The following is a 22,709-nucleotide window of genomic DNA, read 5'->3' on the forward strand; positions in this document are numbered from 1 at the left end:
CGATGCCTCGATCCTGGGATTCGGGCGGCCGTCCGGTCCCGCCCGCACGGCACCAGCCGGGACTGCCCGGTCATCCCGGTCCCGGCCACCCTGCACTTGTGGGTCCGCCTGACCAGCGCATGTACTCGCAGCCGCGCTTCTCTCCGACCGTCACTCAGGAAATGCGCCTCCGGGCTCAGGTGCAGCAGCATTCGGGCGGCCCGGCGCAGGCGTCCTGGGCGGCGCAGGCAGCCCAGCGCCTCCCGCGCCAGGATCCGACGGCCGGGGCCGACATCGCCCGCATCATCGTCGCCTCGATCGTCGGCGCCGTCCTCGCTCTCGGCCTGCTCGTCATCGTGGTGATAGCCGCTCTCTCATTCGAGGGAGTGGGCGCTCTCATCGTGGGGCTGTCGGCCATCCCGCTGGCATTCATCATCCTCATGGTGATGTGGTTCGACCGTTGGAAGCCCCAGCCCAAGCTGCTGCTTCTGGTGTGCCTGCTGTGGGGCGCAGTCGCGTCCGTGATCATGACGCTGATCGCGAGCCTCCTCGGCATCGTCGCCCTGGCTGTCGTGGGCATCGACGCGACCGGCGACGTGATCGGCGCAGTCATCATGGCTCCCGTCACCGAGGAGATCACGAAGGGGATCCTCCTCGTCGTCATCGTGCTGACGGCCAGGAGACACTTCGAAGGACCGCTGGACGGCTGGGTGTACGGCTCACTGATCGGCGCCGGCTTCGCTTTCACGGAGAACCTTCTCTATCTCAGCGCGGCCTATGCCGAAGCCGCCGAGGTGGGCCTGTGGATGACCTTCGTCATGCGCTGCCTGCTCAGCCCGCTGCTGCACTCGGCCTTCGTCGCGTGCGCGGGAGTGTCGATCGGCCTGGCCGCTCGTCGCGGCGCGTGGTGGCTGACGGTCGTCATGTGGATCCCCGGACTTATCGCCGGGATGTTCCTGCACGGACTGTGGAACGGCGTGGCCACGCTGACCGCGGGGCTCGAGAACGCGATCCTCACCTTCGTCATCGTGATCGCGCTGTCGGGACTCATCGCAGTCGGGTGGTTCGCCGTCGGACTCGTGCTTCGCTTCAACGAATCGAAGCACACGCGACAATCGCTCGGCGACTACGCGAATGCCGGCTGGATGACGCACGCCGAGGTCGACATGCTCGGCACCTGGAAGGGCCGGCGAGCGGGAAAGTCGTGGGCCTCCCAGTTCCCCGGCGCCAAGGACCAGATAAAGAAGATGATCAGGACCGCGGCCGACCTCGCAGCCACTCGCACCAGGGTGCTCGCCGGGGTCGGCGGAAGCACCGAACGCGAGGTCGAGCTGTACCTGCTCGAGCGATTCACCCGTGAGCGTGCGGGATTGATGGCTGCAGCGAGCCGCCGTCCCGCCTACGGCAGCGGTGCGTCCTTCGGCAGCTCACCGGTCGCCGGCAGGATGTGATGAGCCCCGTCGATCTCGTCCTGCTGCTGCTCGTCCTCGCAGCGGCAGCCGCTGGTTGGCAGCAGGGGTTCCTCGCCGGCGTCGGAGCCGTCGTCGGGTTTCTCCTCGGACTCGTAGGGGGCCGCTTCCTCGGTCCCTGGGCCGGGGACCGGATGATGGCGCTCGGCTGGGTCGACGAATCCGTGGTCCCCGCGCTCACCGTCGCACTCCCGCTCGTGCTCGGGGTGCTGTTCTCCGGGATCGGCGGCTTCCTCGCGGCGTCGCTGCGCGATCGGATCACCAACCCCCTCGGACGGGGTGCTGATGCCCTGGGCGGGAGCATCTCGGGGATCGTCGCCTTCCTGCTGCTGGTGTGGCTGGGAGCAGGGTGGGTGACGACCACTCCGCTGCTCACCCTGAATCGCTGGGCAGCGGAATCAGCTGTCGTAGCCACCTTGAACAGACTCGCTCCCGTCACCTCGACCGAGGCGCTGGGCAGCATCGGGTCCGCGCTCGCTGACAACGGATTCCCGCAGGTGTTCGCCGGGCAGCGCGAACAGATCCGCGGTGTGGGCGAACCGAGCACCGCGATGGTCGACGTCGGGCGCACTGCCGACGACTCGGTGGTCAAGATCGTCACCACCGAGACCGAGTGCGGGCGCCTGCAGGAGGGCACCGGCTGGGTGTTCGACTCCGGATTGGTGGCCACCAACGCCCACGTGGTCGCAGGAGCCCGGTCGCTGAGCGTCCAGGTCGGCGGTACGGGGGAGCCCTACTCCGGCGAGGTGGTCGCGTTCGACCCCGATACCGACGTCGCGGTGGTTCGGGTGCCCGAGCTCGGCGCTCCGGCACTGCCGCTGGGCGGAGTCCTGAATGTCGGTGCCGACTCGGTGGTCGTCGGATTCCCCGAGAACGGTCCCTACACCATCTCACCCACCCGCGTGCGCGACCGGCTCGAGGCGCGCGGCCTCGACATCTACAACGATGACTCCGTCGTGCGCGAGGTCTACTCGCTGCGCGGCATCATCCGGCCGGGCAACTCTGGCGGGCCGGTCCTCGACGCCGAGGGTCAGGTCGTCGGCATGGTCTTCGCCAAGTCCGCCTCGGACCCCGAAACCGGCTATGCCCTGACTCTCGACGAATTCGACGAAGTGCTTCGCACAGCCGATGAGAGGACGACGCCGGTGCCGACGAGCGCGTGCGCCTCACAGTCGCCGACAGGCTGAACCTGCCCGGTCCGGTGACAGCCGCGTAGGGCCGGGAGCCGGGGAGCCAGCTACTCGATGTTGAGATGGCCGAGTACCGCGCGGTGGTCGCTGGTTCCCCGATCGAGCACTTCATCGCCCACGGGCTCGAGCCCCCGAACCATGATGTGATCGAGTCTGACGACGGGGAACAGCGACGGCCACGTGAAGCCGAAGCCTCCGCCCACTGCTTCGCGGGTGCCGACCAATTGCTCGTCGAGCTGTTCGAAGTACCGGTCGGTGGAACTCGCGTTGAAATCGCCGGCCACGATCACCCGGTCGGCGTCATCGGCCGCGATCGACTCGCTCAGCCTGCTGAGGGCGCTGTTGCGCAGCGATTCCTCTCCCGGCCGCACCGAAGGCAGGTGCACGGAGTAGAAGCTGACGTCCCCGTGATCGGTGCTGATGGTGGTCACGAATGCCCGGGGCCACTGGATCCCCAGATCGATCTCCCTGGGCTCGCTCATCGGCCACTTCGACCAGACTCCGATCGTGTCGGCGACCGTGGCGTGCGGATAGTGTCCCGAGAGCTGCTCGGAGATGATCTCGCCGGACAGCGACTCGATCTCCTGCATCGCGACGATGTCGGGATCGGCCGCGATCAGGTTCTTGGCGGTGGCGGTCGGCTGCGGCATGCGCGCGCCGACGTTCTGGGTCGCGACGGTGATATCCGCCTCAGCAGGTGTCTGCGCCGGGCGCAGATAGCCACCGAACATCGTCAGCCACACGATCGCGGGAAGGAGCACGCCGACAATGCTGAATGCTGAGAACCGGAACAGCGCCACGATGAAGATCAGGACGATGATGACCCAAGTCCACGGCAGCATCGATTCGACGGCGAGAGCGAGACCGTAGGACGTGGGAACGAGTTCGTGCATCGCCAGCAGGGCAGCCAGCAGGGCACCGACCACGAAGGTCATGATTCCCTTGCTGTAGGTGCTTCGAGTAGCAGACATCGCGGTCGAGTCTAGAACCAGAATCTGACTGAAGCCTGGAGGACGCCCGGCAGCTTCCGGGGTCTGTCGTCACGGGATGAGAAGCCGGCGTCAATGAGAAGCGGTCGCGTCATCGGGAGGCGGTCGCGCGCCACACGATCACATCGGGGTGCTCGTCGAATCGGTAGCCGCCGCCCCGGATCGTGCGCACAACCGAGGAGAAGGGGCCGAGCCGCTTGCGCAGCCGGCGAATGTGGACATCGACCGTGCGTTCATCGGGCGCCTCCCCGCTGTGACCCCAGAGACTTTCGATGAGCTCGAGGCGGGACAGCGTCGTACCGGGCTGGGAGACCAACGTCGCGAGAAGGTCGAATTCCTTCGTCGTCACGCTGACCAATTCGCCGTTGACAAGGACTTCGCGGCGCGGAAGGTCGATCCGGAGCTGATGATCGGACCCGGCAGCAGAGTCGAGGTCCTCACGGGCAGCCGGCGGATGGAGTCGGGCGGGTATCCGCGATCGCACGGGGCCGTGCCGACCGGCCGGAGAGCCAGTGGCGGCAGGGGACCCGGTGGCGACAGCACGGACCGCATCGAGGTCCCTGCCCGGTCCTTCCGGGGCGAGGGCGATCACAGCCTGGGTCTCCGCGTGCGAAGCGAGCTCCTTCGCGTATTCCTGCAGCGCCTGGGCGACAGCTGCGAGGTTGGTTCCGTCAGCCGCGGCCTTCGCTTCGTCGAGGCCGATGTAGAGGACGATGCCGCGGGCGGCGCGGGGGGAGGAGCGCACACCTGCGGGACCGAAAGTGCGGGGCGCGGATTGCGGATCCACAGGGGTCAAACGTGCTCCCTGGCGACGAGTGGCAGCGGCGCTGCGCGGGTGGACGGGGCCGGACTGGGGTTCGGGAACTGACATTCCTGCTCTTTCCTGAGTGCGAACGGACGCGCCACTGGGTTCTGCGTTCGCGACGGGTGGCGTCAGATCAGCGAGGATCGCGAACGCGCGGCATGCAATGCAGCGCAGAGGTGCGACAGGGACAGCAGAGGAGAGCAAGCATGGCTGTCATTATTCTTCACGCCGTGAAGCGGAATCAAACCCCGGAGTCATTTCTCGACGGAATGTGACGTTTTGTTACGTGAGTCGGCTCGCTGATCTCAGACGACGCCGTACATGCGGTCGCCGGCGTCGCCGAGTCCGGGCACGATGTAGCCGTTCTCGTCCAGCCGCTCGTCCAGCGCGGCCGTGTAGACGGTGACCTCCGCCCGTCCGGCGTAGGTCTCCTCGATCCGAGCGACGCCCTCGGGTGCACTCACGAGGCAGATCGCGGTGACTTCCGAGGCGCCGCGCTCCAGCAGGAAGTCGATGGCCATCACCAGCGTGCCTCCCGTGGCGAGCATCGGGTCGATGACGAAGATCTGACGACCCTGCAGGTCCGCCGGCAGGCGCTCGGCATACGTCGTCGCCTCGAGCGTCTCCTCGTCACGCACCATGCCCAGGAATCCGACCTCGGCCGTGGGGAGCATCCGGATGAGTCCCTCGAGCATTCCCAGTCCGGCTCGCAGAATCGGCACGACGACCGGACGCGGATTCGACAGGGCCGTGCCGGTGAACTCACTGACGGGAGTGTTCACGAGCTTGTCCTCGATCCGGATCCCGCGGGTGGCCTCGTAGGCCAGCAGCATGACGAGCTCCTCGGTGAGCAGGCGGAAGCGCGAGGAATCGGTCCGCTCGTCTCGGAGAACGGTGAGCTTATGGGCAATCAGCGGATGGTCGACCACGTGAAGGTGCATGGTCCGACACTACCGGAGACTCGGTGCCCCACAGAGGCCATCGGCTCCCCGCGAGGGTGTCGATCCGGTGGTGTCGAAACCGCAGAGAGGCCACAATGGGACCATGGCTTACTTCACCGCGGTGCTGGCAGAATCCGACGACGGCTACCGGGCTCTCGACATCGATGTGCGCGATGCCGCCGACCTCGACGACCTGGTCGACATGATGCGCAATGCAGGTGATGCCGAGGGCGAGGCGGTGGCAGTCGTCGAACACGAGGACGAGTGGTTCGCGATCGTCCGGGTCACCGTCGAAGACGATGTGAAAGTCTTCCTCTCGGATGTGCATGCCGTCGCCGAGAGCCCCTTCGCCGAGCTCTTCGTCGACTACCTCGACTCCCGCCCCGATGAGTACGAGACGGAGGACGGAGTCCCGGATGCCGAGCCGGAGCTCGACGAAGACGCCGAGGTCGAGGACGCGGACGAGGACGAAGTCGAGATGCTCGACTTCGATGCGGATGCCGAATGGGGTGGCGACGCGGACATCTTCGAGGACCAGGGTGTCGCCTCTGGTGAGCTGCTGGAGCAGACGAAGACCCACGCATCGGACCCGGCTCGCGTGGTGGCCCACATCGGTGAGACCGTCGGATTCGCCGATCAGCTCGAGGCGACGCGCTGAAGCACCACCCGGAGCACGAGGTGTGGATGCGCGCAGCGCTTGCGCAGGCGGCACGTGCCGGCTCGGCAGAAGACGTCCCCGTCGGCGCGGTGGTGGTCTCCGGCTCAGGTGAGGTGCTCGGCGCAGGTTTCAACCGGCGCGAAGTCGACTCCGATCCCACCGCTCATGCGGAGGTGGTCGCTCTGCGCGAAGCGGGCCGGCGCCTGGGCAGCTGGCGGCTCGAGCGAGCATCCCTGATCGTCACGCTCGAGCCCTGCGTGATGTGTGCCGGTGCCGCGGTGGCTGCCCGTGTCGAACGAATCGTATTCGGCGCCTTCGACGAGAAGGCCGGGGCCTGCGGATCGGTGTGGGATCTGCCGCGGGACCGGGCGAGCCTGCATCGGCCCGAGGTGTATGCCGGCGTGCTCGCGGCGGAATGCACTCGGATGCTCTCCGACTTCTTCGGCAGGCGCCGCTGAGTCGACGGCGTACTCAGGGTCGGCTCGTGGCGATCGAGTGCTCGACGTCACCGACTCGCGGTTTGGGTGAGAGACCACCACCGGGTAGAGTGTTCCGCGGTAGCGTGTCCGAGCGGCCGAAGGTGCAACACTCGAAATGTTGTGTACGGCAACCCCGTACCGTGGGTTCAAATCCCACCGCTACCGCTCGCGGAATGGGCCGCGGCATCCATCGGGTGCCGCGGCTTTTCCTGTCTCCCGGGGCACCGCTCAGCGCATCGCCTTCGCGGGTGCGGCACTCTTCGAGTTCGGAAGTCGGGTAATGCGGTTCCCCCCGGACCAAGTGCGGTACCAACCCGGGGCGCGGCACTCAGCGGGCGGTTTGCCGCAGATTCCGAGCCTGCGTTGGTTCCTGCAACGTTATCGATCCGTTGCATTCCTGTGACCCGGACTCGAACTTCTATTCGAAGACTCCCGCATTTTCCCAACTTCGGCGTCCGTTGAGATGGACTTGCACCAACATCACGAATTTCGAACAGTTGTGGATTCATCCATCGCGGAGCAGGTCTGGCCGGCGCTCCATTGCGGGACTGCGCATGTTTCCGGACTGTTGAGGTGGCGCTCCATCTCCTGTACACCGGAGTGAGATTCAACTCGAAACTCCTTCGGAGGCCAGGAATGCGATCATCTAGCCGCCGCAGCGATCTGACTCGTCTGCGCTCACTCGTCGACGATCACATCAACGCGGCTGTGGTCGGCAAGCACGGAACCGGGAAGACCTCCCTGCTCCAGGCTCTGGCCGAGGAGAGCGAGGCACGCACCGTCTTCGTTCCAGTCAACCCGACCGAATCCGGACTCGCGAACTCAGGGCTCGCCGTCCTCGCCGCCTCCCTGAGGCCGGTGGAGGGAGGGCTCCTGTCGAGGGAGGTCGAGGAGCTGCTCTCCGATGACGGCCCCGCTTCCGTCATTGCTGAGAGCCTGATCGCCGCGATCCGAGCCGTCGACGCCTCGGAGAACGTGCTGATCCTGGTCGACGGTGCCGATCAGCTCGACGGCCGCTCACAGCTTGTGCTGGGGTACCTGCTGCGGCGCGTGACGAGCGGACCCCTGCGCTTCGTGATCAGCATCGACGGCGTCGATCCGAGCGGCGCGTTCGTCGGGGTGCAGACAGTCGAGCTCAAGCCGCTGGAGCTGGTCGAGATGGTTGACCTCGCTCAGCGCCAGCACCCGGGCCTGTCGGACGAAGCCGCGTACTGTGCTGCACGGGCCTCGTCCGGGCACCTGCTCGCCCTGGAGCACATCCTCGAGCTGATGAACGAGCGCCAGCGCAGCGGCAGCGCGCCCTTGGCCCAGCCGCTGCGCACCAGTCGGGCGATCGACGGGCTCGTCTTCGACTGCCTGGGCGACATCTCGGAGGACTCCCGAAAGCTGCTCAAGTGTCTCGCCGTGGCGCCCCGCACCTCGATCCGACCGCTGCTGAAGATCGTCCCGAGCCTGTGGGAGGAGCTCGAGGAGCTCGAATCGCGGGACATCATCGATCGGGTCGGCCCTCATGTCCACATCCAGGACCAGTTGGTGCGCTGCAGCATCTACTGGTCGATGACAGCCGGGGAGAGGTCCGAGCTCCACTCCCAGATGGAGCGGAACTGCTCCTCATTCGACCGTTCGATGTCCATCTGGCACGGCAGCTTCGTCGGTGATGAGGACGACACTCCGGCGACGCTCCTCGAGATCGCCCGCGACATCGTCATCGAAGGGAAGCCGCATATCGCAGTGGAGTTCGCCGAGCGGGCACTGGTGCTGTCGCCGGATGCTTCGGCCATCGCCGCACCGCTGCTCGAACTTGCCGAATCGCTGCTCGTCCACGGAGACTTCGTCTTCACGCGCCGCTACATCCGGCTGGCCCGCCGGTCCGCCCGATCGGCCGACATCCGGCTGCGAGCGGCCCGGCTGGCGCTCGAGATCGAGTTCCTCGAGACTCAGTCCATCTCTTCGGAAGCCGTGACGTCCTGGCGGGGAGGCGACACGGGCGCCAGCCCTGCGCAGGCTGCTGCGCTGCGCCTGCAGCTGAGCGCTTGCCATGCTGAGCGCTGGGAGCTGGCAGAGGCGGAGGAGGACTGGAAGGCCGCACACCAGATCTTCGAGCAGACGGGCGTTCCTGCGACCCCGGCCGCGGAGAGTGTGCGCGCACTCATCGACGGCTTCCAGGGTCGCGCGGATTCGGCACTCAAGCTCTATTCGTCGCAGTCGAACACCGGTTCACGACAGGATGAGATGTTCGGAGCCCTGGCAGTTGCCCGGAACCTCATCTACACCGAGCACTACGAGGAAGCACGATTCGCTCTGAGCGCGCTCGAGCTGGCGGCGCCGCCGCCGACCATCTTCCACGAGTCGGCCCGGCTGAGCCGAGTCGAACTGGAGTTCCGGGCCGGCAACATTCACCGAGCAGCGCTCATTCTTGCGCAACCGCGCCAGTTCGGCACCGAGCACCAGGTGCGAGGCGATCTCGAGCTGCTGCTCCGATGCTGGCTGATGCTGCACGAGGGTCGGGCTGTGGAGGTCGAGCCGATGGAGCAGGAACTCGTCAGGCTCGCCGGCCGCGGCGGCAACCGCAGCCTCACCGCACGCCTGAGCGCGCTGCAGGGAACGTTCCTGCTCCGCCACGGTCTGGCGGCGGAGGCGCTGCGTCACCTGCAGCGCTGCGAGGAACTCGGCGGCGGCGGACAGCCGAATCCCAACCTCTACCGACATGAGCCCGAGCTGATCGAAGCCCTGCTCAAGGTCGGCCGCCGGGAGCACGCTGTGCTGGTCCTGCAGCGGTTCCGGAAGCGCCTCGAACGGTGCCCCTCACGCTGGGGTGAGCTCGCTGCGCTGCGCTGCGACGCTCTGGTCGCCGTCGGGGAGAAATCGGTCGAGCCGTTCCGGCGCGCCCTGCGCGCCTTCCGGCTGGGCGATTCCGATCACGAGAAGGCCCGCACCCTGGCTGCCTTCGCCCAGCGGCTGAGCGAGCTCGGGATGAAGGCCGAGAGCAGGGAGCAGATGCTGAATGCGGCGGCGCTCTACCGGGAGACCGGTGACCACGCCACCGCCGATCTGCTGACTCCCGCCGCTCCGGCCCTGGCCGCCGCCCCGGCTCGCCCGCACCCGCTGCTCAGCCAGCTCAGCGAGGAGGAGCAGGCCGTCGTGGAGCTCGTGCGCGAGGGGTATCGCAACCGGGAGATCGCGGAGAAGATCTTCGTCTCCCTGCGCACCGTGGAAATCCGGCTGACCGGTGTGTACCGCAAGTTCGGCGTGCGCTCACGCACGGAGCTCATCGCGCGTCTGTCTGAAGCGGACGTCGTGGCGACCGGCTGAGGACCGGCTCACATCTGAACTGCAACGGCCCCAAGGCTTTCTGCCTTGGGGCTGTGTCGTTCCTGGATTGAGTGGCGCTTCCGATGCTGCTATCGGCGACATTCATATTGCAGACCTGACGATCCTCGCGGTGGCTTGCCGCATCTCCGCTGTGGTGCACCGCAGCCGCCCCGCACAGGCGACGGATTCCCGGTCCGCCGAAATTAGCGTGGCTGCTACCTCGCATCCAGCGCGGCTCCAGCTCGTCGATGAGGGACATCTGCGGCCCGTCTGCGTCGATGACCCACGGAAGGCACAGGCCATTCAGGGGGGACGATGGCGCTCATCACCAGAGATCTTCCGGCACGCTCTGGCGTGTCGGGCACTATCGCACAGCGAATCGCGACAGGAGCCTGGAACAGGCGGTTCCGCGTCCAGGGGTGCCTGGACAGTGGAGCGTGGGCCGCAGGCTTCATGTGCTCCTGGCTGCTGCTGGGCGCTGGGTCGGCCTCTCCGACCGGAATCACGCTGCTGGTCGTGGTGGCGATGCTGCTGCAGGCCCTCGTCGGGTGGACCTTCCGGCTGTACCATCATTGCTATCAGTTCGGCAGCTTCGCCGAGTTCGGCATCGTGGGCAGCTCGGCCTTCCTGATCGTGCTGGCACTGGTGCTCGTCACCGCGGAGCGCCCAGTGCTCACGCTGCTCGCATCGCTTATCGCTGTCGCGATGATGGCCGCCAGCCGTTACTGCATCCGGTTGGGCCACGACACCGTCACCCGCCCGTGTCCGGTGAATCGGTCGTGCTCGGCTCCGCAGTCGGCTCGCCCTGCCCAGCAGTTCGGTGCTCGCCGACCATGACTTGGTGCGGATCGAAGATGCGATCCGGCATCTCGCGATCCGGCATCTCGTGGACGGCAGTTCTCCGGGCAGCGGCGCCCGAGCACAGATCCGACGATCAGCCCTGCAGCCCATTTCATCAATCAGCCCTGCGAAATACGAAGAGCGGCAGGTATGATGACCAGAAATCGCACGGCTGCTCGCGTTCGGTCGGAATCACCGTCGACTCGCTCGGCCGCGCCGCCGTGAAGAAGCGGGATTGAGCCATATGAAGCACGCACGGGGATTCTCCGATCGCAGCTCGTTCGCGGAGCGACAGCGCGCAGAAGTGGCACGCCTGCGCCTGCCTGCCGGAAGGGTTCGTCGGGATGCTCTGCTGCGTCGGCTCGATCGGCTCGAACCACTGACGTTCCTGCACTCGCTGCCGGGAACCGGCAAGACCACCCTGTTGGCGGATTGGGCGATCCACCGGATGGACGCCGGCGATGCCGTGATCTGGATCAGCGCCACAGCAGCCCACAACAGCCTGGGTGAGTTCGGCGCGGCGATCGCGGACATCGTGCTCGGGCGGTCGGCAGCAGATGCGGAATCAGCGGAGCCGAAAGCTGAGGAAGCCGCAGAGCGGCGGGAGTGCCTGGGGCGGCTCTGCGCAGAGCAGCCGAACCGGAAAGTCATCGTCCTCATCGACAATGCCGAGCACATCACGAGCGCCGAGTTGCGCTCCTGGATTCTGGCACTGCTCCGCGAGCATCCCAATCTCTATTTCGCCGGAGCCTTCGACCGGGTGCAGCCCTCGGGGGAGCTGGCGCGGGAGGCGGGCATGTCGATTCACATGATCTCTGGTCAGCACCTCATGATCCCGCGCACCCACGCGGCGAGTTTCGCCTCGTCCTGGGGACACGACACCACGCCGGAGGAAATCGACCGGCTGCACTCGATGGCGGGCGGCTGGCTGCTGCTCATGCGCACCATTCTCGACACCCCTTCCGACTTCATTGGCACCAACGTGGTCAGCGGGATGGAGCGTTTCCGTGATGACCACCTCCGGGAGAAGCTCAACGGCCGACTGGTGGCGAGTGCTGTTCCCATGTCGCTGCTGGAAGAGGTATCGGTCGAGCTCGTGGATGTCCTCTACCGCGAAGTGCACGAACTCGCTCGGGAAGCAGCCGGGGCCACCGCGCACGAGAGCGTGCGGATGCTGGTGGACAGCGGGATGCTGCGGCCGTCCGGATCCGGCTCGGCCGATTCCGGCCCGCTCGGATCCGGCCCAGCCGATGCCGGCCCGCCCATCTCCGGTCCGGCCGAGGACGGGCTGTGCTTCCCGGGAGTGGTGCGCGCGTACCTGGCATACCTCGTCGAGACGCTGGATCCCCGCACCGCGAAGGCGACGCATGCTGCTGCCGCCGACCACTATGAGCGCAGAGGTCGTCCGGAGGACGTCCGGCGCCTGCTGCGGCACGCCCGGCGCGCAGAGGACTGGGAGCTGCTCAATCGCACTGTCGCCCGTCACGGGTGGTGGCTGGCGGTCCGCCATCAGGCGGACGCATACTCCGCGCTCAGTGACATTCCGGAGGCGGCGAGGCGCCGCCACCCAGTGCTCTCGATGGCCTACGCCCTGTCGCACGCCCTGCCGGTCGCGACGATCGACCCCAGTCCTCGCTCGCCCATGGTGCACCGAGTGCTGGCGAGCGTCAGCGACCTCACGCTCGACCTGATCAACGGCACGGGTGACCCCGACGAGATGGCATTCCTCACCTCGGCGGCGATGCACGGTCTGCGTCAGCGAGGCGAGTTCGTCGCAGCGCTGCAGCGCAGCGAGCACTTCCGCAACGCAGTCCTGAGAGGAAGCTCCAACGGGCTCTCGGCTCTCAACAGCGCGATGTACTACCTGCAGTCGGGATTGTCGGAGCTGTCGACGGGTGACCTTGAGCGGGCCGTGCGCCGGTTCACCCGCTCCTACGAGGAGAGCACCAGCACCCAGGCCCAGTTCGTCGGGGTGTCCGCTGCCGGTCACAACGCCCTGATCTTCGCCTACGAGGGCCGACGCGCAGTTGCGGAGCAGTGGTTCGAGCGGGCCGAACAGGGACTCGAGCGCGTGCCCTGGGTTCGCCCGCTGGTCCAGACTCCGCTCGTGCTGGCGGCGGCCGACCTCGCAATGGACTCATTCGACGCCGAGCAGGCGCGCAGGAACCTGGAGGAGGCGGGCAGTCTGCTGGACTATTCCGAGGTGTGGGCCTTCAACGCCCATGCTCAGACACGCTTCGCGCTGCTGTTCGGCAGTACCGCGAGCACTCTGAGTTCGATCGAGCACGCGGAGGAGCTGCGGTCCGAGAGGTCGCCGCTGGGCCCCCTCGGCGACGCGCTGCTCACCCGCGCCCGCGTCGACCTGCTGATCGCGGAGGGCGAACTCAACCGCGCGGAGCGCCTGATCCTCGAGGCACTCGGCGATGATCCGCTGCGGGGACTGGAGACGGAGTGCACCATTGCGCGACGCACTCTCTTCATCGCATATGCGCGGTTGTGTCTGATCTCGGGCAGCTTCGCGGATGCCCGACAGGCGGTCTCGATTGCACTGGCTCGGAAGCTGACCCAGCGGAAGGTGATCGATCTGCTACTCATCGACGCTGCGGCCGCCCATGCGATGGGCAGTGATTCCGATGCGGTCAAGAGCTTTCGCCGTGCGCTCGCCCTGACCAAGCGCGCGGGTATTCTCTCCCCTCTGCTGTCCATCGATCGAGTGACGCGTCAGGCGCTGCTCGACCTCGTCGATGAGGCGGTCACCGAAGAGGGGGAGACGGCTCAGCAGATCATCGACAGTCCGGGAGTGTTCCCGGCGCACGGTGAGCTGGTGGTGCTCACCGAGCGGGAGCGGTCGGTGCTCAACGAACTGGTGGGCGGAGCATCGATCCCGGACATCGCCCGCACGCACGTGCTGTCCGTCAACACCGTGAAGAAGCAGACCGTCAGCCTCTATCGGAAGCTCGGGGCCGACAACCGCACGGACGCCGTGCGGAGAGCCTACGAACTCCGTCTGATCGGCTGAACCGCCGCCGAGGCACAGTCATCCCGGCGGCCGAGGCACAGTCATCCCGGCGGACGGCCGCGCAGTGCGGCCCTCCGCAGTGCAATTGCGGTTTGCCTCTCTCCGTGATGCTCAGACCGGCGTTGGGGCTGAATTCCGCGCGGTCGACAGCGCTGAGAACCGCAGGCGCCGGCAGACAGTGCACCGTGCCTGCGCCCGCGAACCGCGTGCAGGCCGCCGGCGCTCCGGAGATCGGCCGACGGGCGATCCGGCGCGGATAGCATGAGCGGCACGCTCCCCGCGAATCGTCTCGGGGAGCGGCCGACTGCCCTGACGGACTGCCGTCGGGCCGAACCGGAGGATCGAATTGGCTGCGGTGCACGGGATGTTCCGAGTGGCTGGGACAGCGGCCCAGCGCCGACGCTGTGTCCTGCGCCGCTCCGCAATCGGCGACGAGACCGACTGGCTGCTCTCGCACAGCTCCGACTCACAGATGGAACAACCATGGACCTGAAGAACTGCCTGCGCGTTCTGCGACGGAACGTCGTTCTGATCATCGCGGCTGCTCTTGTCGGCGCCCTCGGTGGCCTGGCCGTTGCGCTGCTGGCCCCGACGACGTACACCGCGCAGACGGAGCTGTTCGTCTCGATTCCGAACGCCGGAAGCACCGCGGACCTGCAGCAGGGCTCGGCGTTCACTCAGGATCGACTGCAGACCTACGTCAAGATGACCGAGGGCAGGTCGGTGCTGCAGCCGGTCATCGACGAGCTCGGGCTGGACGAGACCACGCAGGAACTCGCGGAGCGGATCAAGGCGAAGAGCGATCCGGACACCGTGCTCATCTCCATCGAGGTGACCGACCGGGAGCCGGCGGAGGCGGCGCGGATCGCGGAGGCAGTCGCGGCCAGCCTGGTCGATGTCATCGCCGAGCTCGAGAACCCGCAGTCCGAAGGGTCTTCCCCGGTGCGGCTGTCGGTGGCCAACCCCGCCGCGGTGCCCACCGAGCCGAGCAGTCTTGGGCTCGGTCTGGAGACCGCTCTCGGCGCGCTGGTGGGAATCGTCCTCGGAATCGGGGTCGCGCTGGCGCGGTCCGCCTTCGACAGCCGGCTGCGCAGCAGGGAGGATCTGCGCCGGATCACACAGGCACCGGTGCTCAGCGCCATCCCGGCTGATCCGTCGACCACTCGGACGCCCTTGATCACCGATCTTCCGGCGCACAGTCCGCGGGCAGAGGCATTCCGACGGCTCCGCACGAATCTGCGCTTCGTCCAGGTCGACGACCCGGTGAACTCGGTGCTCGTCACCTCGGCGGTGGCCGGTGAGGGCAAGACCACCACCAGCATCAACCTCGCGCTCGTGATGGCGCAGGCCGGGAAGCGGATCGCGCTGGTCGACGCTGACCTGCGCCGCCCCCGAGTCGCTGAGACACTGGGATTGGAGAACTCGGCGGGTCTGACCACCGCCCTGATCGGAGCAGCCGACGTGTTCGACCTCCTGCAGCCGTGGGGTCAGGACGAGCTGTACGTGCTGACCGCCGGTGAGATCCCGCCCAATCCTGCTGAACTGCTCGACTCGCGCGCCATGCAGCGCCTGCTCGGGGCGCTGACGGCGGACTTCGACCTGGTCATCATCGACGGACCGCCAATGCTGCCGGTGGCAGACAGCCTGATCCTGGCCCAGCGCGTGGGCCGGGTGCTGTTGGTCACCGGCACGGGACAGGTGAACATCGGAGAGGTCCGGGAGACCTTGACGTCGCTGCAGCTGGTCGATGTCACCCGAGTCGACATCGTGTTCAACAAGGTCTCGGCGTCGGGCGGCGCGGGCGGGTGCTGCGGTGCCCGCGCGGACGCGCCCTCCGAGGCCGGATCCGACGGGCACGGCCGGCCACGGCAGCAGCAGGAGCCCCCGGGGGAGCGTCAGGCGTCGGACGACTGGGAGGCTCCGCTCGAGCGCTGGGCCGCCTCGCGCCGGGAGCGCACGGGCAGAGTGCGCGAGGACGAACCGGCCGAGGACGACCACAGGGGATACCTGGGGGCACAGCAATGAGAATCGGCGACCTGACGACGCTGGTCTCGATGACGCGAATTCTGAGCACGGTGCGATGAGCGGCACGTGGGACGTGCTGGACTCGCCATTCCAGATACTGACCGTATGCACCGGGAACGTCTGCCGCTCGCCCCTGGCCGAACGGCTGCTGCAGTCGGGCCTCGACGAACTCGCCGCCGGCCATTTCCGGGTGCAGAGCGCTGGCACGCATGCGCTCGTCGGGGAGCCGGTCACACCCCAGACCGCCGTGATCGCCGAGCAGCTGGGCGTGGAGATCGGCAGCTTCCGCGCGCGGCAGCTCGAGACTGCTCAGATCCGGCAGGCCGACCTGGTGTTGGCGCTGGACAGAACCCACCGGGCGGCAGTCGTCGAGCTGGTCCCGCAGGCGGTGCGGAAGACGTTCACGCTGCGCGAGCTCGCCCGGTTCCTGCCGCTCGTGACGCCCGAACGCGAGGCGCGGCCGGATCAGCGCTGGCGCTCGGCGGTGGCGCTGGCCCAGCGACAGCGGCGCCCTCCGACGGACGACCCCGGCTCGGTCGACGTCGTCGATCCCTTCCGGCAGTCGGATGAGGTGTACCGGCAGATGGTCGGTCAGCTGGTGCCGGCTGTCGACGCGCTGCTGGTGTGGGAGGCCCGGGCCGGCCGTCCTCAGCGCTGACGGAACCGGTCGATCGCGCGCGCCAGCCGGCGGACGCCCTCGGCCATCCGGTCGGGTGAGGTTCGAGAGAAGGACAGCCGGAGGTTCGGGCTGCTGACCGGATCGGCGAAGAACGGTGCACCCGGGACGAAGGCCACTCCGGCGTCCACGGCGACCGCGGCCAGTGCGCGGGTGTCGACGTCGGGCACGTCCAGCCAGGTGAAGAATCCTCCTTCGGGCACGGTCCAGGTGGCCCCTCCGGCCAGCTCCGCGTCGAGAGCGCTGAGCAGGGCCCGGGCTCGCTCGGCGTACCCGGCTCGCAGCCGAGGCAGCGCTGCGACGTAGTGGCCCTCCCGGATCATCGCCTCGAGGATGCACTGGCCCAGCGCTCCTGCGCACTGGTCGGTGTTGGTCTTGGCCTGGGCCATCGCATCGATGACGGTGGCGGGTCCGCATGCCCAGCCGAGCCGGGTGCCCGGAGTGAAGGTCTTGGAGAAGGTGCCCAGCTGCACCGTGACGTCCGGGCCGAGCTCGTAGAGCGAACGAGTGTAGGAGCCGTCGAATGCGAGGTCTCGGTAGGCGACGTCCTCGACGATCAGCAGACCCAGCCGGCGGCAGATCTCCACCAGTCGGATCCTGCGCTCCTCGCTGAGGCGCAGCCCCGAGGGGTTCTGGAAGTCGGGAATGACGTAGACGAGCTTCGGAGTGATCGACCGGACCTGCGCGTCCTCGACCACCTCGATCACCGATTCGGGGATCAGGCCGTGCTCGTCATTGCGCATCGACAGGCAGACGCCCTCGTGGGTGCGGAACACGCTGAAGGCACCGAGATACGATGGCGCCTCGACGAGGACGCCGTCCCCGACGTCGAGCATCGCCTTCGAGATCATGGTGAGACCATCCACTCCGCCCGAGTCCACGATGAGCTCGTCCTCGGCCGGAGTCACGCCCTGGGTGCGGGCGACATCCTCGCGCAGCGCCTCGCGCAGCCCCGGCAGGCCCAGGTTCGACGCGTACTGGAGCGCTACCTCGGGCCGGGTCTCGATGACCTTCGCGGAGGTCTGGGCCAGCAGCTGGGTGTCGAACAGCCCGGGATCGGGAAAGCCGCCGGAGAAATCGACGAGGTCGCCGCCGGAGGCCGCGAGCGCGAGCACCGCCGACAGTTCGCTGGGGCCTGCCTGCGCACGCTCGGCCAGCCGGGAGAACCACGGGTCCTGAGTTGTCGTCATGGCGTCATGCTAGCGGCCGACGCGCCAGGTCCGGGAAGTCGGGCGGGATCGGCCGGGGCCGTCACAGGAGCCCGGCCGTCACAGGTACCCGGCGAGGAAGCGGTCGATGCCGGCGAAGGCGGCGCCCTGCACGTGCCTGCTCGACAGGAACACGTCGTGCATGGCGCCCTTGATCCGGTGGATGACGACTTCCGAGCCGAGCGAGGGCGCTCGCTGGGCGAGCAGGTCGACGTTGAGGACGATGTCGGCGGTCGACATCTCCTCGGTGTAGGTCGACTGGCGCATGCTCATCGTCGACATCTGCACGAGCACGGGAACATCGATCGACAGCCCCTGCTCGACGGCCTCGTGCCCGGCGAAGACCGCTGCCAGCCAGGCGGGGTAGACCGGGAAGCTCTCCGCCGGCTTGAGCCTGATGTCGTAGGGGAGCCGGCCGTGTGATTGGAACACCGACTGCGAGTAGAAGTTCGGCAGGTTGACCTTGAGCGGGGAGTCGGCAGATCTGCGCGAACGCCACTGCAGCAGGGGGGTGATGAACTTCCGGGTGGCGGAGCTGAGCTGGAACTCCAGCCACGGCGAGTTCAGCACCAGCGCCGAGATCCGGCCGGGATGGCGATCCGCCCACAGGGACACGATGAGGCCGCCGGTCGAATGTCCCGCCAGAATCAGCCGGCTGCCGGGATGCTCCGCCTCGATGATCGCCATCGCGGCCTCGAGCTCGTCATCGTATTCGGTGAGATCCTCGATGTATCCGGGTCTCACCTCCGGGTCGTCGAAGTCGATGCTGCGGCCGTAGCCGCGTAGATCGACCGCGTAGAAGGCGGCGCCGTGATCGGCCCAGAACTGTGCCACGTGCGACTGGAAGAAGTAGTCCGACCAGCCGTGGATGTAGAGCACGACGCAGTCGTCGGCGAGTCCGATCTCCGCCCGGCCCTCGCGGTGCGCGATCAGGGTGGCGCGGTCTCCGCCGGGCAGCGGGAGCACCGCCGACTCGAACCCCTCGCCGAGCAGGTCGGCATCCCACCGGACCGGCGGGTCCTGGGCATCCCACCGGACCGGCGGGTCCTGGGCATCCCAGCGGACCTGCGGGTCCTCGGCTGAGCTGCTCGGAGTCGTCGGCATGGGGCCAGTATTGCAGAGCGCGGAACTGTCCCCTCGGCTGCTTCGGACCCGCCGGACCGGCTGTGGCAAGATCGGCTCATGACCGAGAAGTTCGCCGTTCGTCCCGCCCTCTCCACAACCCCCGCCTACATTCCGGGCAAGCCTCCGGCCGCGGTCGAGGGCATCGAGTCGTACAAGCTGTCCTCGAACGAGAACCATCTGCCGCCGCTGCCCGGCGTCGTCGAGGCGGCAGCACGGGCAGCCGGCACTCCGTCCCATTACCCGGATCCGGCCGCGGTGGCGCTCACCGAGCAGCTCGCGAACCACCTCGGCGTCCCGGCCGAGCGGATCCTGTTCTCGGCAGGCGCCTCGGAGATGCTGGCCTCGCTGGCTCGCATCACTTTGGAAGCCGGCACCGAGGTCGTCTACCCATGGCCGTCCTTCGAGATGTATCCGCAGGTCACCGCCTTGGCCGGGGCCACCCAGCACGCAGTCGCGCTGACCGCCGACTTCCGCCATGACCTCGATGCGATGGCGGCGGCGATCACGGAGAGCACCCGGCTCGTCCTGCTGTGCTCGCCGAACAATCCGACCGGCTCCGTCATCCGCCGGGCCGAGTTCGACGCCTTCATGGCGCGCGTGCCGTCCCGCGTCCTCGTCGTCCTCGACGAGGCCTACTGGGAGTTCGGCACCGATCCCGAGGCGGTCGACGGCCTGGCCGCCCAGCGCACCCACCCGAACCTGGTAGTGGTGCGGACCTTCTCCAAGGCCCACGGTCTGGCCGGCCTGCGGATCGGCTTCGCGGTCGCGGATCCCGAGATCATCCTCGAGCTGCGCAAGGCCGTGCTGCCGTTCTCGGTCACCGCAATGGCGCAGGCCGCTGCTCGGGAGTCGCTGAGCCGGGTCTCCGAGGTCGAGGTGCGGGCCAAGGAGATCGCCGGACTCCGCGACGAGCTGATCTCCGGGCTGCGCGAGCAGGGCTGGCAGGTGCCGGAATCCCATGGCAACTACGTCTGGCTGCCGCTGACCGCCGGCGCCGCCGACTTCGAGGCGCAGGCGCTGGCAGCCGGCGTCGCCGTGCGCAACCTCAAGGACGGGGTGCGGATCAGCGTGGGTCCCGAGGCGGCGATGAGTCGCGTGCTCGAGGTGGCCGGTCGTTTCCGTGCCGCGGTGGAACGCTGAGCACCCGCTCCGCTTCGAGAGCGACCGCGACCAGTATGCGGTGACCGGCCTCGAACAGTTCCCGACCGAGCAGCGCCCCGCGCTGTCCGGACGCACCTCGGCGACCGTCCGCGGCGGTAGTGTGCTGGTCAACACCGGATTCTCGAGGAAGGACCGAGATGAGCGAGGATGTCACTCCCTGGGGCCAGCAGGACGCTTCCGTGATCCCCCGATTCGCAGGGCCGCCGACCTTCGGCCTGCTGCCCCGTCTCGACCAGGTCGAGGGGAGGTCGGGACCGGGCAGCGCGGATGTCAAGATCGTCGGCATCCCGTTCGACTCCGGGGTGAGCTACCGCCCCGGAGCGCGCTTCGGGCCGGCCCACATCCGGCAGTCCTCACGGCTGCTGCGCCCGTACAACCAGGCGACCGGGAGCTATCCCTTCGACGACCAGCAGGTCGCCGACTGCGGGGACATCGGGGTGAGTCCCTTCGACATCGAGCGCGCCATCCGGGAGATCGAAGCCTCCGCCGACGAGCTTCGGGCCGACGGCGCCCGCCTGCTCACCCTGGGCGGGGACCACACGATCGCCCTGCCGAACATCCGCTCCGTCGCCCGCACCCACGGGCCGATCGCGGTGCTGCACTTCGACGCCCACCTCGACACCTGGGACACCTACATGGATGCGCCCTACACGCACGGCACACCGTTCCGCCGAGCCAGCGAGGAAGGCCTGCTCGACCTGGAGCGGTGCATGCACGTCGGGATCCGCGGGCCGCTGTACGGCCGTGAGGACCTGATGGACGACGCGGTCCTCGGATTCCAGATCCTGCGCAGCGACGACTACCAGTTCTCCTCCGTTCCCGAGGTGGTCGCCGCCATCCGCCGCCGCCTGGGCAAGGCGCCGGTGTACCTGTCGATCGACATCGACGTGCTCGACCCGCAGGCAGCACCCGGCACCGGAACCCCGGAGGCGGGCGGGCTGACCAGCCGGGAGCTGCTCAACTCGCTGCGGGGACAGCAGGGCCTCGACATCGTGGGGGCGGAGATCGTCGAGGTCTCGCCGGCGTACGACCACGCCGAGATCACCGGCCTGGCGGCAGCCCAGGTCGGCTACGAGATCCTCTCCCTGTGGGCCGGTGACGCGCGCGGCGCGACCGGGCCGACCGGACGTGCTGCCGACGATTTCGGCATCGAGGCCGGCACGGTGGGCACGGTCGGCACAGCGGGCACGGTCGGCACGGCGGAGCGCCCGGAAGGCGCCTCGACCTCATCGCCGGCTGCCTCGCGGCCGGCCGAGCACGCAGCCGGCGAGGACCGGTGACGAGCACGTCCGGCCGCGGACGCCCCCTCCCGGGCGGTCACCGCGCGGCGACGGGACCGACTGCAGCGGGGAATAGACTGTGCGGGTGATGTACCCGAATCTGTCCGAGGCCGCCACCGCGCTCGACCTGGCTCCGCTGGAAGCCGAACTGTCCCCGGGAGCGCTGGTGACGGAGCCGGACGTCGTCGCCGCCCACTCCACCGACCGCGCGCTGTTCTGCGCGGTCGGCACGGCCCGGGGTCTGGTGCGGGCGGTCACCGTCGAAGACGTGCAGGCCACCCTGCGATTCGCGCACGAGCACCGGGTCCCGGTCGTCCCGCAGGGCGCCCGGACGGGGCTGTCGGGGGCCGCGAACGCGGTCGACGGCGCGCTCCTGCTGAGCGTGGCCAAGCTCGACCGGGTGCTGGAGGTCGACACGGTCGAGATGACCTGCACCGTGGAGCCGGGCATCCTCAACCAGGACCTCAAGGACCACCTGAAGTCGTTCCGGCTGGCCTATCCGCCGGACCCCGGCTCGGTGGCGATCTCGACCATCGGCGGCAACGTCGCCACGAATGCCGGTGGGCTGTGCTGCGTGAAGTACGGGGTGACGCGGGACTACGTCCGGAGCCTCACGGTCGTGCTCGCCGACGGCAGGATCACCACGGTGGGCCGGCCGACGGCCAAGGGCGTGGCCGGGTTCGACCTGTCCCAGCTGTTCATCGGCTCCGAGGGATCCCTGGGCGTCATCGTCGGCATCACCCTCGAGCTGGTCCCGGAGCTGCCCGAGGCGATCACCGCCATCGCGCTGTTCCCGGACGTGGTGAGCGCCTCCGGAGCGGTGACGGACTTCATGGCCACCGGTGCCCGGCCCTCGCTGCTGGAGTTCCTCGACCGGCAGTCGCTGAGGATGCTCAACGCATACGGCGACTTCGGCCTGCCCGCCGACTCCGGCGCGATGCTGCTCGCCCAGTCCAACGGCGACGGCAGCCCGGAGGCCGCCGTCCGCGAGCTCGAATCCTTCACCGAGGTCGCCCGGGCCTGCGGAGCCGACGAGGTGATGTTCTCCGACGACCCGAACGACTCCGATCTCCTGATCGCGGCACGGCGGGCGGTCTCCCCGGCCGCGGAGAAGTACGCGATGGCCCACGGCGGCGGCGAGCTCATCGACGACGTGTGCGTGCCGCGGGGCCGGCTGCGCGAGTTCTTCGCCCGGGTCGTCGAGATCGGCGAGCGCCATCAGGACATCGTGGTGTCGACCGCCGGTCACGCCGGCGACGGCAACATGCATCCGACGGTGTTCTTCGACGCCTCGGATCCGGGATCGGTCGCCCGTGCACAGCAGGTCTTCGACGAGATCATGGCCGCCGGCCTCGAACTGGGCGGGACGATCACCGGTGAGCACGGCGTCGGCTACCTCAAGCGCGAATGGCTCGCACGCGAGCTCGACCCGGTCTCCCGGGAGCTGCATATGAGCGTGAAGAGGGCGCTGGACCCGCACGGGATCCTCAACCCGGGGAAGATGCTCGCCGCGCTGTGAGGCCGGCATCGGTCGGACGCCGCTGCTGAGGCCG

General features: G+C 68.2%; 17 protein-coding genes and 1 tRNA gene. 13 read left to right on the plus strand and 5 right to left on the minus strand.

The genetic code is table 11. The annotated features are described in order from the left end of the window. Window positions 1-98: 98 nt before the first annotated feature. Window positions 99-1,430, plus strand: coding sequence for a PrsW family intramembrane metalloprotease (locus LXN01_RS00275; protein WP_236862538.1), 1,332 nt, complete (start codon window positions 99-101; stop codon window positions 1,428-1,430). Next, a complete protein-coding gene (locus LXN01_RS00280; protein ID WP_236862540.1) occupies window positions 1,430-2,635 on the plus strand; it encodes a MarP family serine protease in 1,206 nt (401 codons plus the stop codon). The genes LXN01_RS00275 and LXN01_RS00280 overlap by 1 nt, the downstream gene beginning before the upstream one ends. A gap of 50 nt (window positions 2,636-2,685) precedes the next feature. Here LXN01_RS00280 and LXN01_RS00285 read toward each other — a convergent pair whose 3' ends face one another. The 3 genes from LXN01_RS00285 to upp form a co-directional block, all read right to left on the minus strand. After that, window positions 2,686-3,609 (minus strand): endonuclease/exonuclease/phosphatase family protein, encoded by a 924-nt coding sequence (locus LXN01_RS00285; RefSeq protein WP_236862541.1) that lies wholly within the window; start codon window positions 3,607-3,609, stop codon window positions 2,686-2,688. A gap of 109 nt (window positions 3,610-3,718) precedes the next feature. Further along, entirely contained in the window at window positions 3,719-4,414 is a 696-nt protein-coding gene (locus LXN01_RS00290) for a winged helix-turn-helix domain-containing protein (RefSeq protein ID WP_236863100.1), read from the minus strand. Window positions 4,415-4,737: 323 nt separating this feature from the next. After that, window positions 4,738-5,373, minus strand: coding sequence for a uracil phosphoribosyltransferase (gene upp / locus LXN01_RS00295; protein WP_236862542.1), 636 nt, complete (start codon window positions 5,371-5,373; stop codon window positions 4,738-4,740). A 103-nt stretch (window positions 5,374-5,476) separates the two neighbouring features. On the opposite strand from upp, the gene LXN01_RS00300 reads away from it, so the two are divergent. The 8 genes from LXN01_RS00300 to LXN01_RS00335 all read left to right on the plus strand — a co-directional run bounded on the left by LXN01_RS00300 (window position 5,477) and on the right by LXN01_RS00335 (window position 16,364). Continuing rightward, on the plus strand, window positions 5,477-6,031 hold the full coding sequence (locus LXN01_RS00300) for a tRNA adenosine deaminase-associated protein (RefSeq protein ID WP_236862543.1): 555 nt from the start codon (window positions 5,477-5,479) through the stop codon (window positions 6,029-6,031). Then, entirely contained in the window at window positions 6,028-6,489 is a 462-nt protein-coding gene (gene tadA, locus LXN01_RS00305; protein ID WP_272902087.1) for a tRNA adenosine(34) deaminase TadA, read from the plus strand. Before LXN01_RS00300 ends, tadA begins: the two co-directional genes overlap by 4 nt. Window positions 6,490-6,587: 98 nt before the next feature. After that, window positions 6,588-6,675 (plus strand) — tRNA-Ser (locus LXN01_RS00310). A 471-nt stretch (window positions 6,676-7,146) separates the two neighbouring features. Next, window positions 7,147-9,822, plus strand: coding sequence for a helix-turn-helix transcriptional regulator (locus tag LXN01_RS00315; protein ID WP_236862545.1), 2,676 nt, complete (start codon window positions 7,147-7,149; stop codon window positions 9,820-9,822). Between the two features lie 453 nt (window positions 9,823-10,275). Then, window positions 10,276-10,659, plus strand: coding sequence for a hypothetical protein (locus LXN01_RS00320; RefSeq protein ID WP_236862546.1), 384 nt, complete (start codon window positions 10,276-10,278; stop codon window positions 10,657-10,659). Window positions 10,660-10,906: 247 nt separating this feature from the next. After that, window positions 10,907-13,681, plus strand: a complete 2,775-nt coding sequence (locus LXN01_RS00325; protein WP_236862547.1) for a helix-turn-helix transcriptional regulator — start codon at window positions 10,907-10,909, stop codon at window positions 13,679-13,681. 483 nt (window positions 13,682-14,164) lie between these two features. Continuing rightward, complete coding sequence (locus tag LXN01_RS00330) at window positions 14,165-15,706, plus strand: tyrosine-protein kinase domain-containing protein (RefSeq protein ID WP_236862548.1); 1,542 nt, start codon at window positions 14,165-14,167, stop codon at window positions 15,704-15,706. Between the two features lie 55 nt (window positions 15,707-15,761). Further along, entirely contained in the window at window positions 15,762-16,364 is a 603-nt protein-coding gene (locus LXN01_RS00335) for an arsenate reductase/protein-tyrosine-phosphatase family protein (RefSeq protein WP_236862549.1), read from the plus strand. On the opposite strand, the gene LXN01_RS00340 is transcribed toward LXN01_RS00335, so the two are convergent. Beyond that, window positions 16,355-17,572, minus strand: coding sequence for an aminotransferase-like domain-containing protein (locus tag LXN01_RS00340; RefSeq protein ID WP_236862551.1), 1,218 nt, complete (start codon window positions 17,570-17,572; stop codon window positions 16,355-16,357). The genes LXN01_RS00335 and LXN01_RS00340 overlap by 10 nt on opposite strands. 78 nt (window positions 17,573-17,650) lie before the next feature. Further along, complete coding sequence (locus tag LXN01_RS00345; RefSeq protein ID WP_236862552.1) at window positions 17,651-18,694, minus strand: alpha/beta hydrolase; 1,044 nt, start codon at window positions 18,692-18,694, stop codon at window positions 17,651-17,653. 78 nt (window positions 18,695-18,772) lie between these two features. Here LXN01_RS00345 and LXN01_RS00350 point away from each other — a divergent pair, with 78 nt between their 5' ends. From LXN01_RS00350 to LXN01_RS00360, 3 genes are all read left to right on the plus strand, one after another. Next, window positions 18,773-19,855 carry a histidinol-phosphate transaminase gene (locus tag LXN01_RS00350; RefSeq protein WP_236862554.1) on the plus strand — a complete coding sequence of 361 codons (1,083 nt, stop codon included), beginning with the start codon at window positions 18,773-18,775 and terminating at the stop codon, window positions 19,853-19,855. Between the two features lie 158 nt (window positions 19,856-20,013). Further along, entirely contained in the window at window positions 20,014-21,156 is a 1,143-nt protein-coding gene (gene speB, locus LXN01_RS00355) for an agmatinase (protein WP_236862555.1), read from the plus strand. 88 nt (window positions 21,157-21,244) lie between these two features. Continuing rightward, window positions 21,245-22,675, plus strand: coding sequence for an FAD-binding oxidoreductase (locus tag LXN01_RS00360; protein ID WP_236863101.1), 1,431 nt, complete (start codon window positions 21,245-21,247; stop codon window positions 22,673-22,675). Window positions 22,676-22,709 lie beyond the last annotated feature (34 nt).

The sequence above is a fragment of the Brevibacterium daeguense genome, from assembly GCF_021729135.1.
Lineage (GTDB): Bacteria > Actinomycetota > Actinomycetes > Actinomycetales > Brevibacteriaceae > Brevibacterium > Brevibacterium daeguense.

Bases quoted from the DNA above. Each gene is read 5' to 3' on its own strand.
- speB (WP_236862555.1), top strand. From the start codon at position 20,014: ATGAGCGAGGATGTCACTCCCTGGGGCCAGCAGGACGCTTCCGTGATC.
- LXN01_RS00360 (WP_236863101.1), top strand. From the start codon at position 21,245: ATGTACCCGAATCTGTCCGAGGCCGCCACCGCGCTCGACCTGGCTCCG.
- upp (WP_236862542.1), bottom strand. From the start codon at position 5,373: ATGCACCTTCACGTGGTCGACCATCCGCTGATTGCCCATAAGCTCACC.
- LXN01_RS00320 (WP_236862546.1), top strand. From the start codon at position 10,276: ATGTGCTCCTGGCTGCTGCTGGGCGCTGGGTCGGCCTCTCCGACCGGA.
- LXN01_RS00285 (WP_236862541.1), bottom strand. From the start codon at position 3,609: ATGTCTGCTACTCGAAGCACCTACAGCAAGGGAATCATGACCTTCGTG.
- LXN01_RS00280 (WP_236862540.1), top strand. From the start codon at position 1,430: ATGAGCCCCGTCGATCTCGTCCTGCTGCTGCTCGTCCTCGCAGCGGCA.
- LXN01_RS00300 (WP_236862543.1), top strand. From the start codon at position 5,477: ATGGCTTACTTCACCGCGGTGCTGGCAGAATCCGACGACGGCTACCGG.
- LXN01_RS00330 (WP_236862548.1), top strand. From the start codon at position 14,165: ATGGACCTGAAGAACTGCCTGCGCGTTCTGCGACGGAACGTCGTTCTG.
- LXN01_RS00350 (WP_236862554.1), top strand. From the start codon at position 18,773: ATGACCGAGAAGTTCGCCGTTCGTCCCGCCCTCTCCACAACCCCCGCC.
- LXN01_RS00340 (WP_236862551.1), bottom strand. From the start codon at position 17,572: ATGACGACAACTCAGGACCCGTGGTTCTCCCGGCTGGCCGAGCGTGCG.
- LXN01_RS00315 (WP_236862545.1), top strand. From the start codon at position 7,147: ATGCGATCATCTAGCCGCCGCAGCGATCTGACTCGTCTGCGCTCACTC.
- LXN01_RS00345 (WP_236862552.1), bottom strand. From the start codon at position 18,694: ATGCCGACGACTCCGAGCAGCTCAGCCGAGGACCCGCAGGTCCGCTGG.
- LXN01_RS00325 (WP_236862547.1), top strand. From the start codon at position 10,907: ATGAAGCACGCACGGGGATTCTCCGATCGCAGCTCGTTCGCGGAGCGA.
- LXN01_RS00335 (WP_236862549.1), top strand. From the start codon at position 15,762: ATGAGCGGCACGTGGGACGTGCTGGACTCGCCATTCCAGATACTGACC.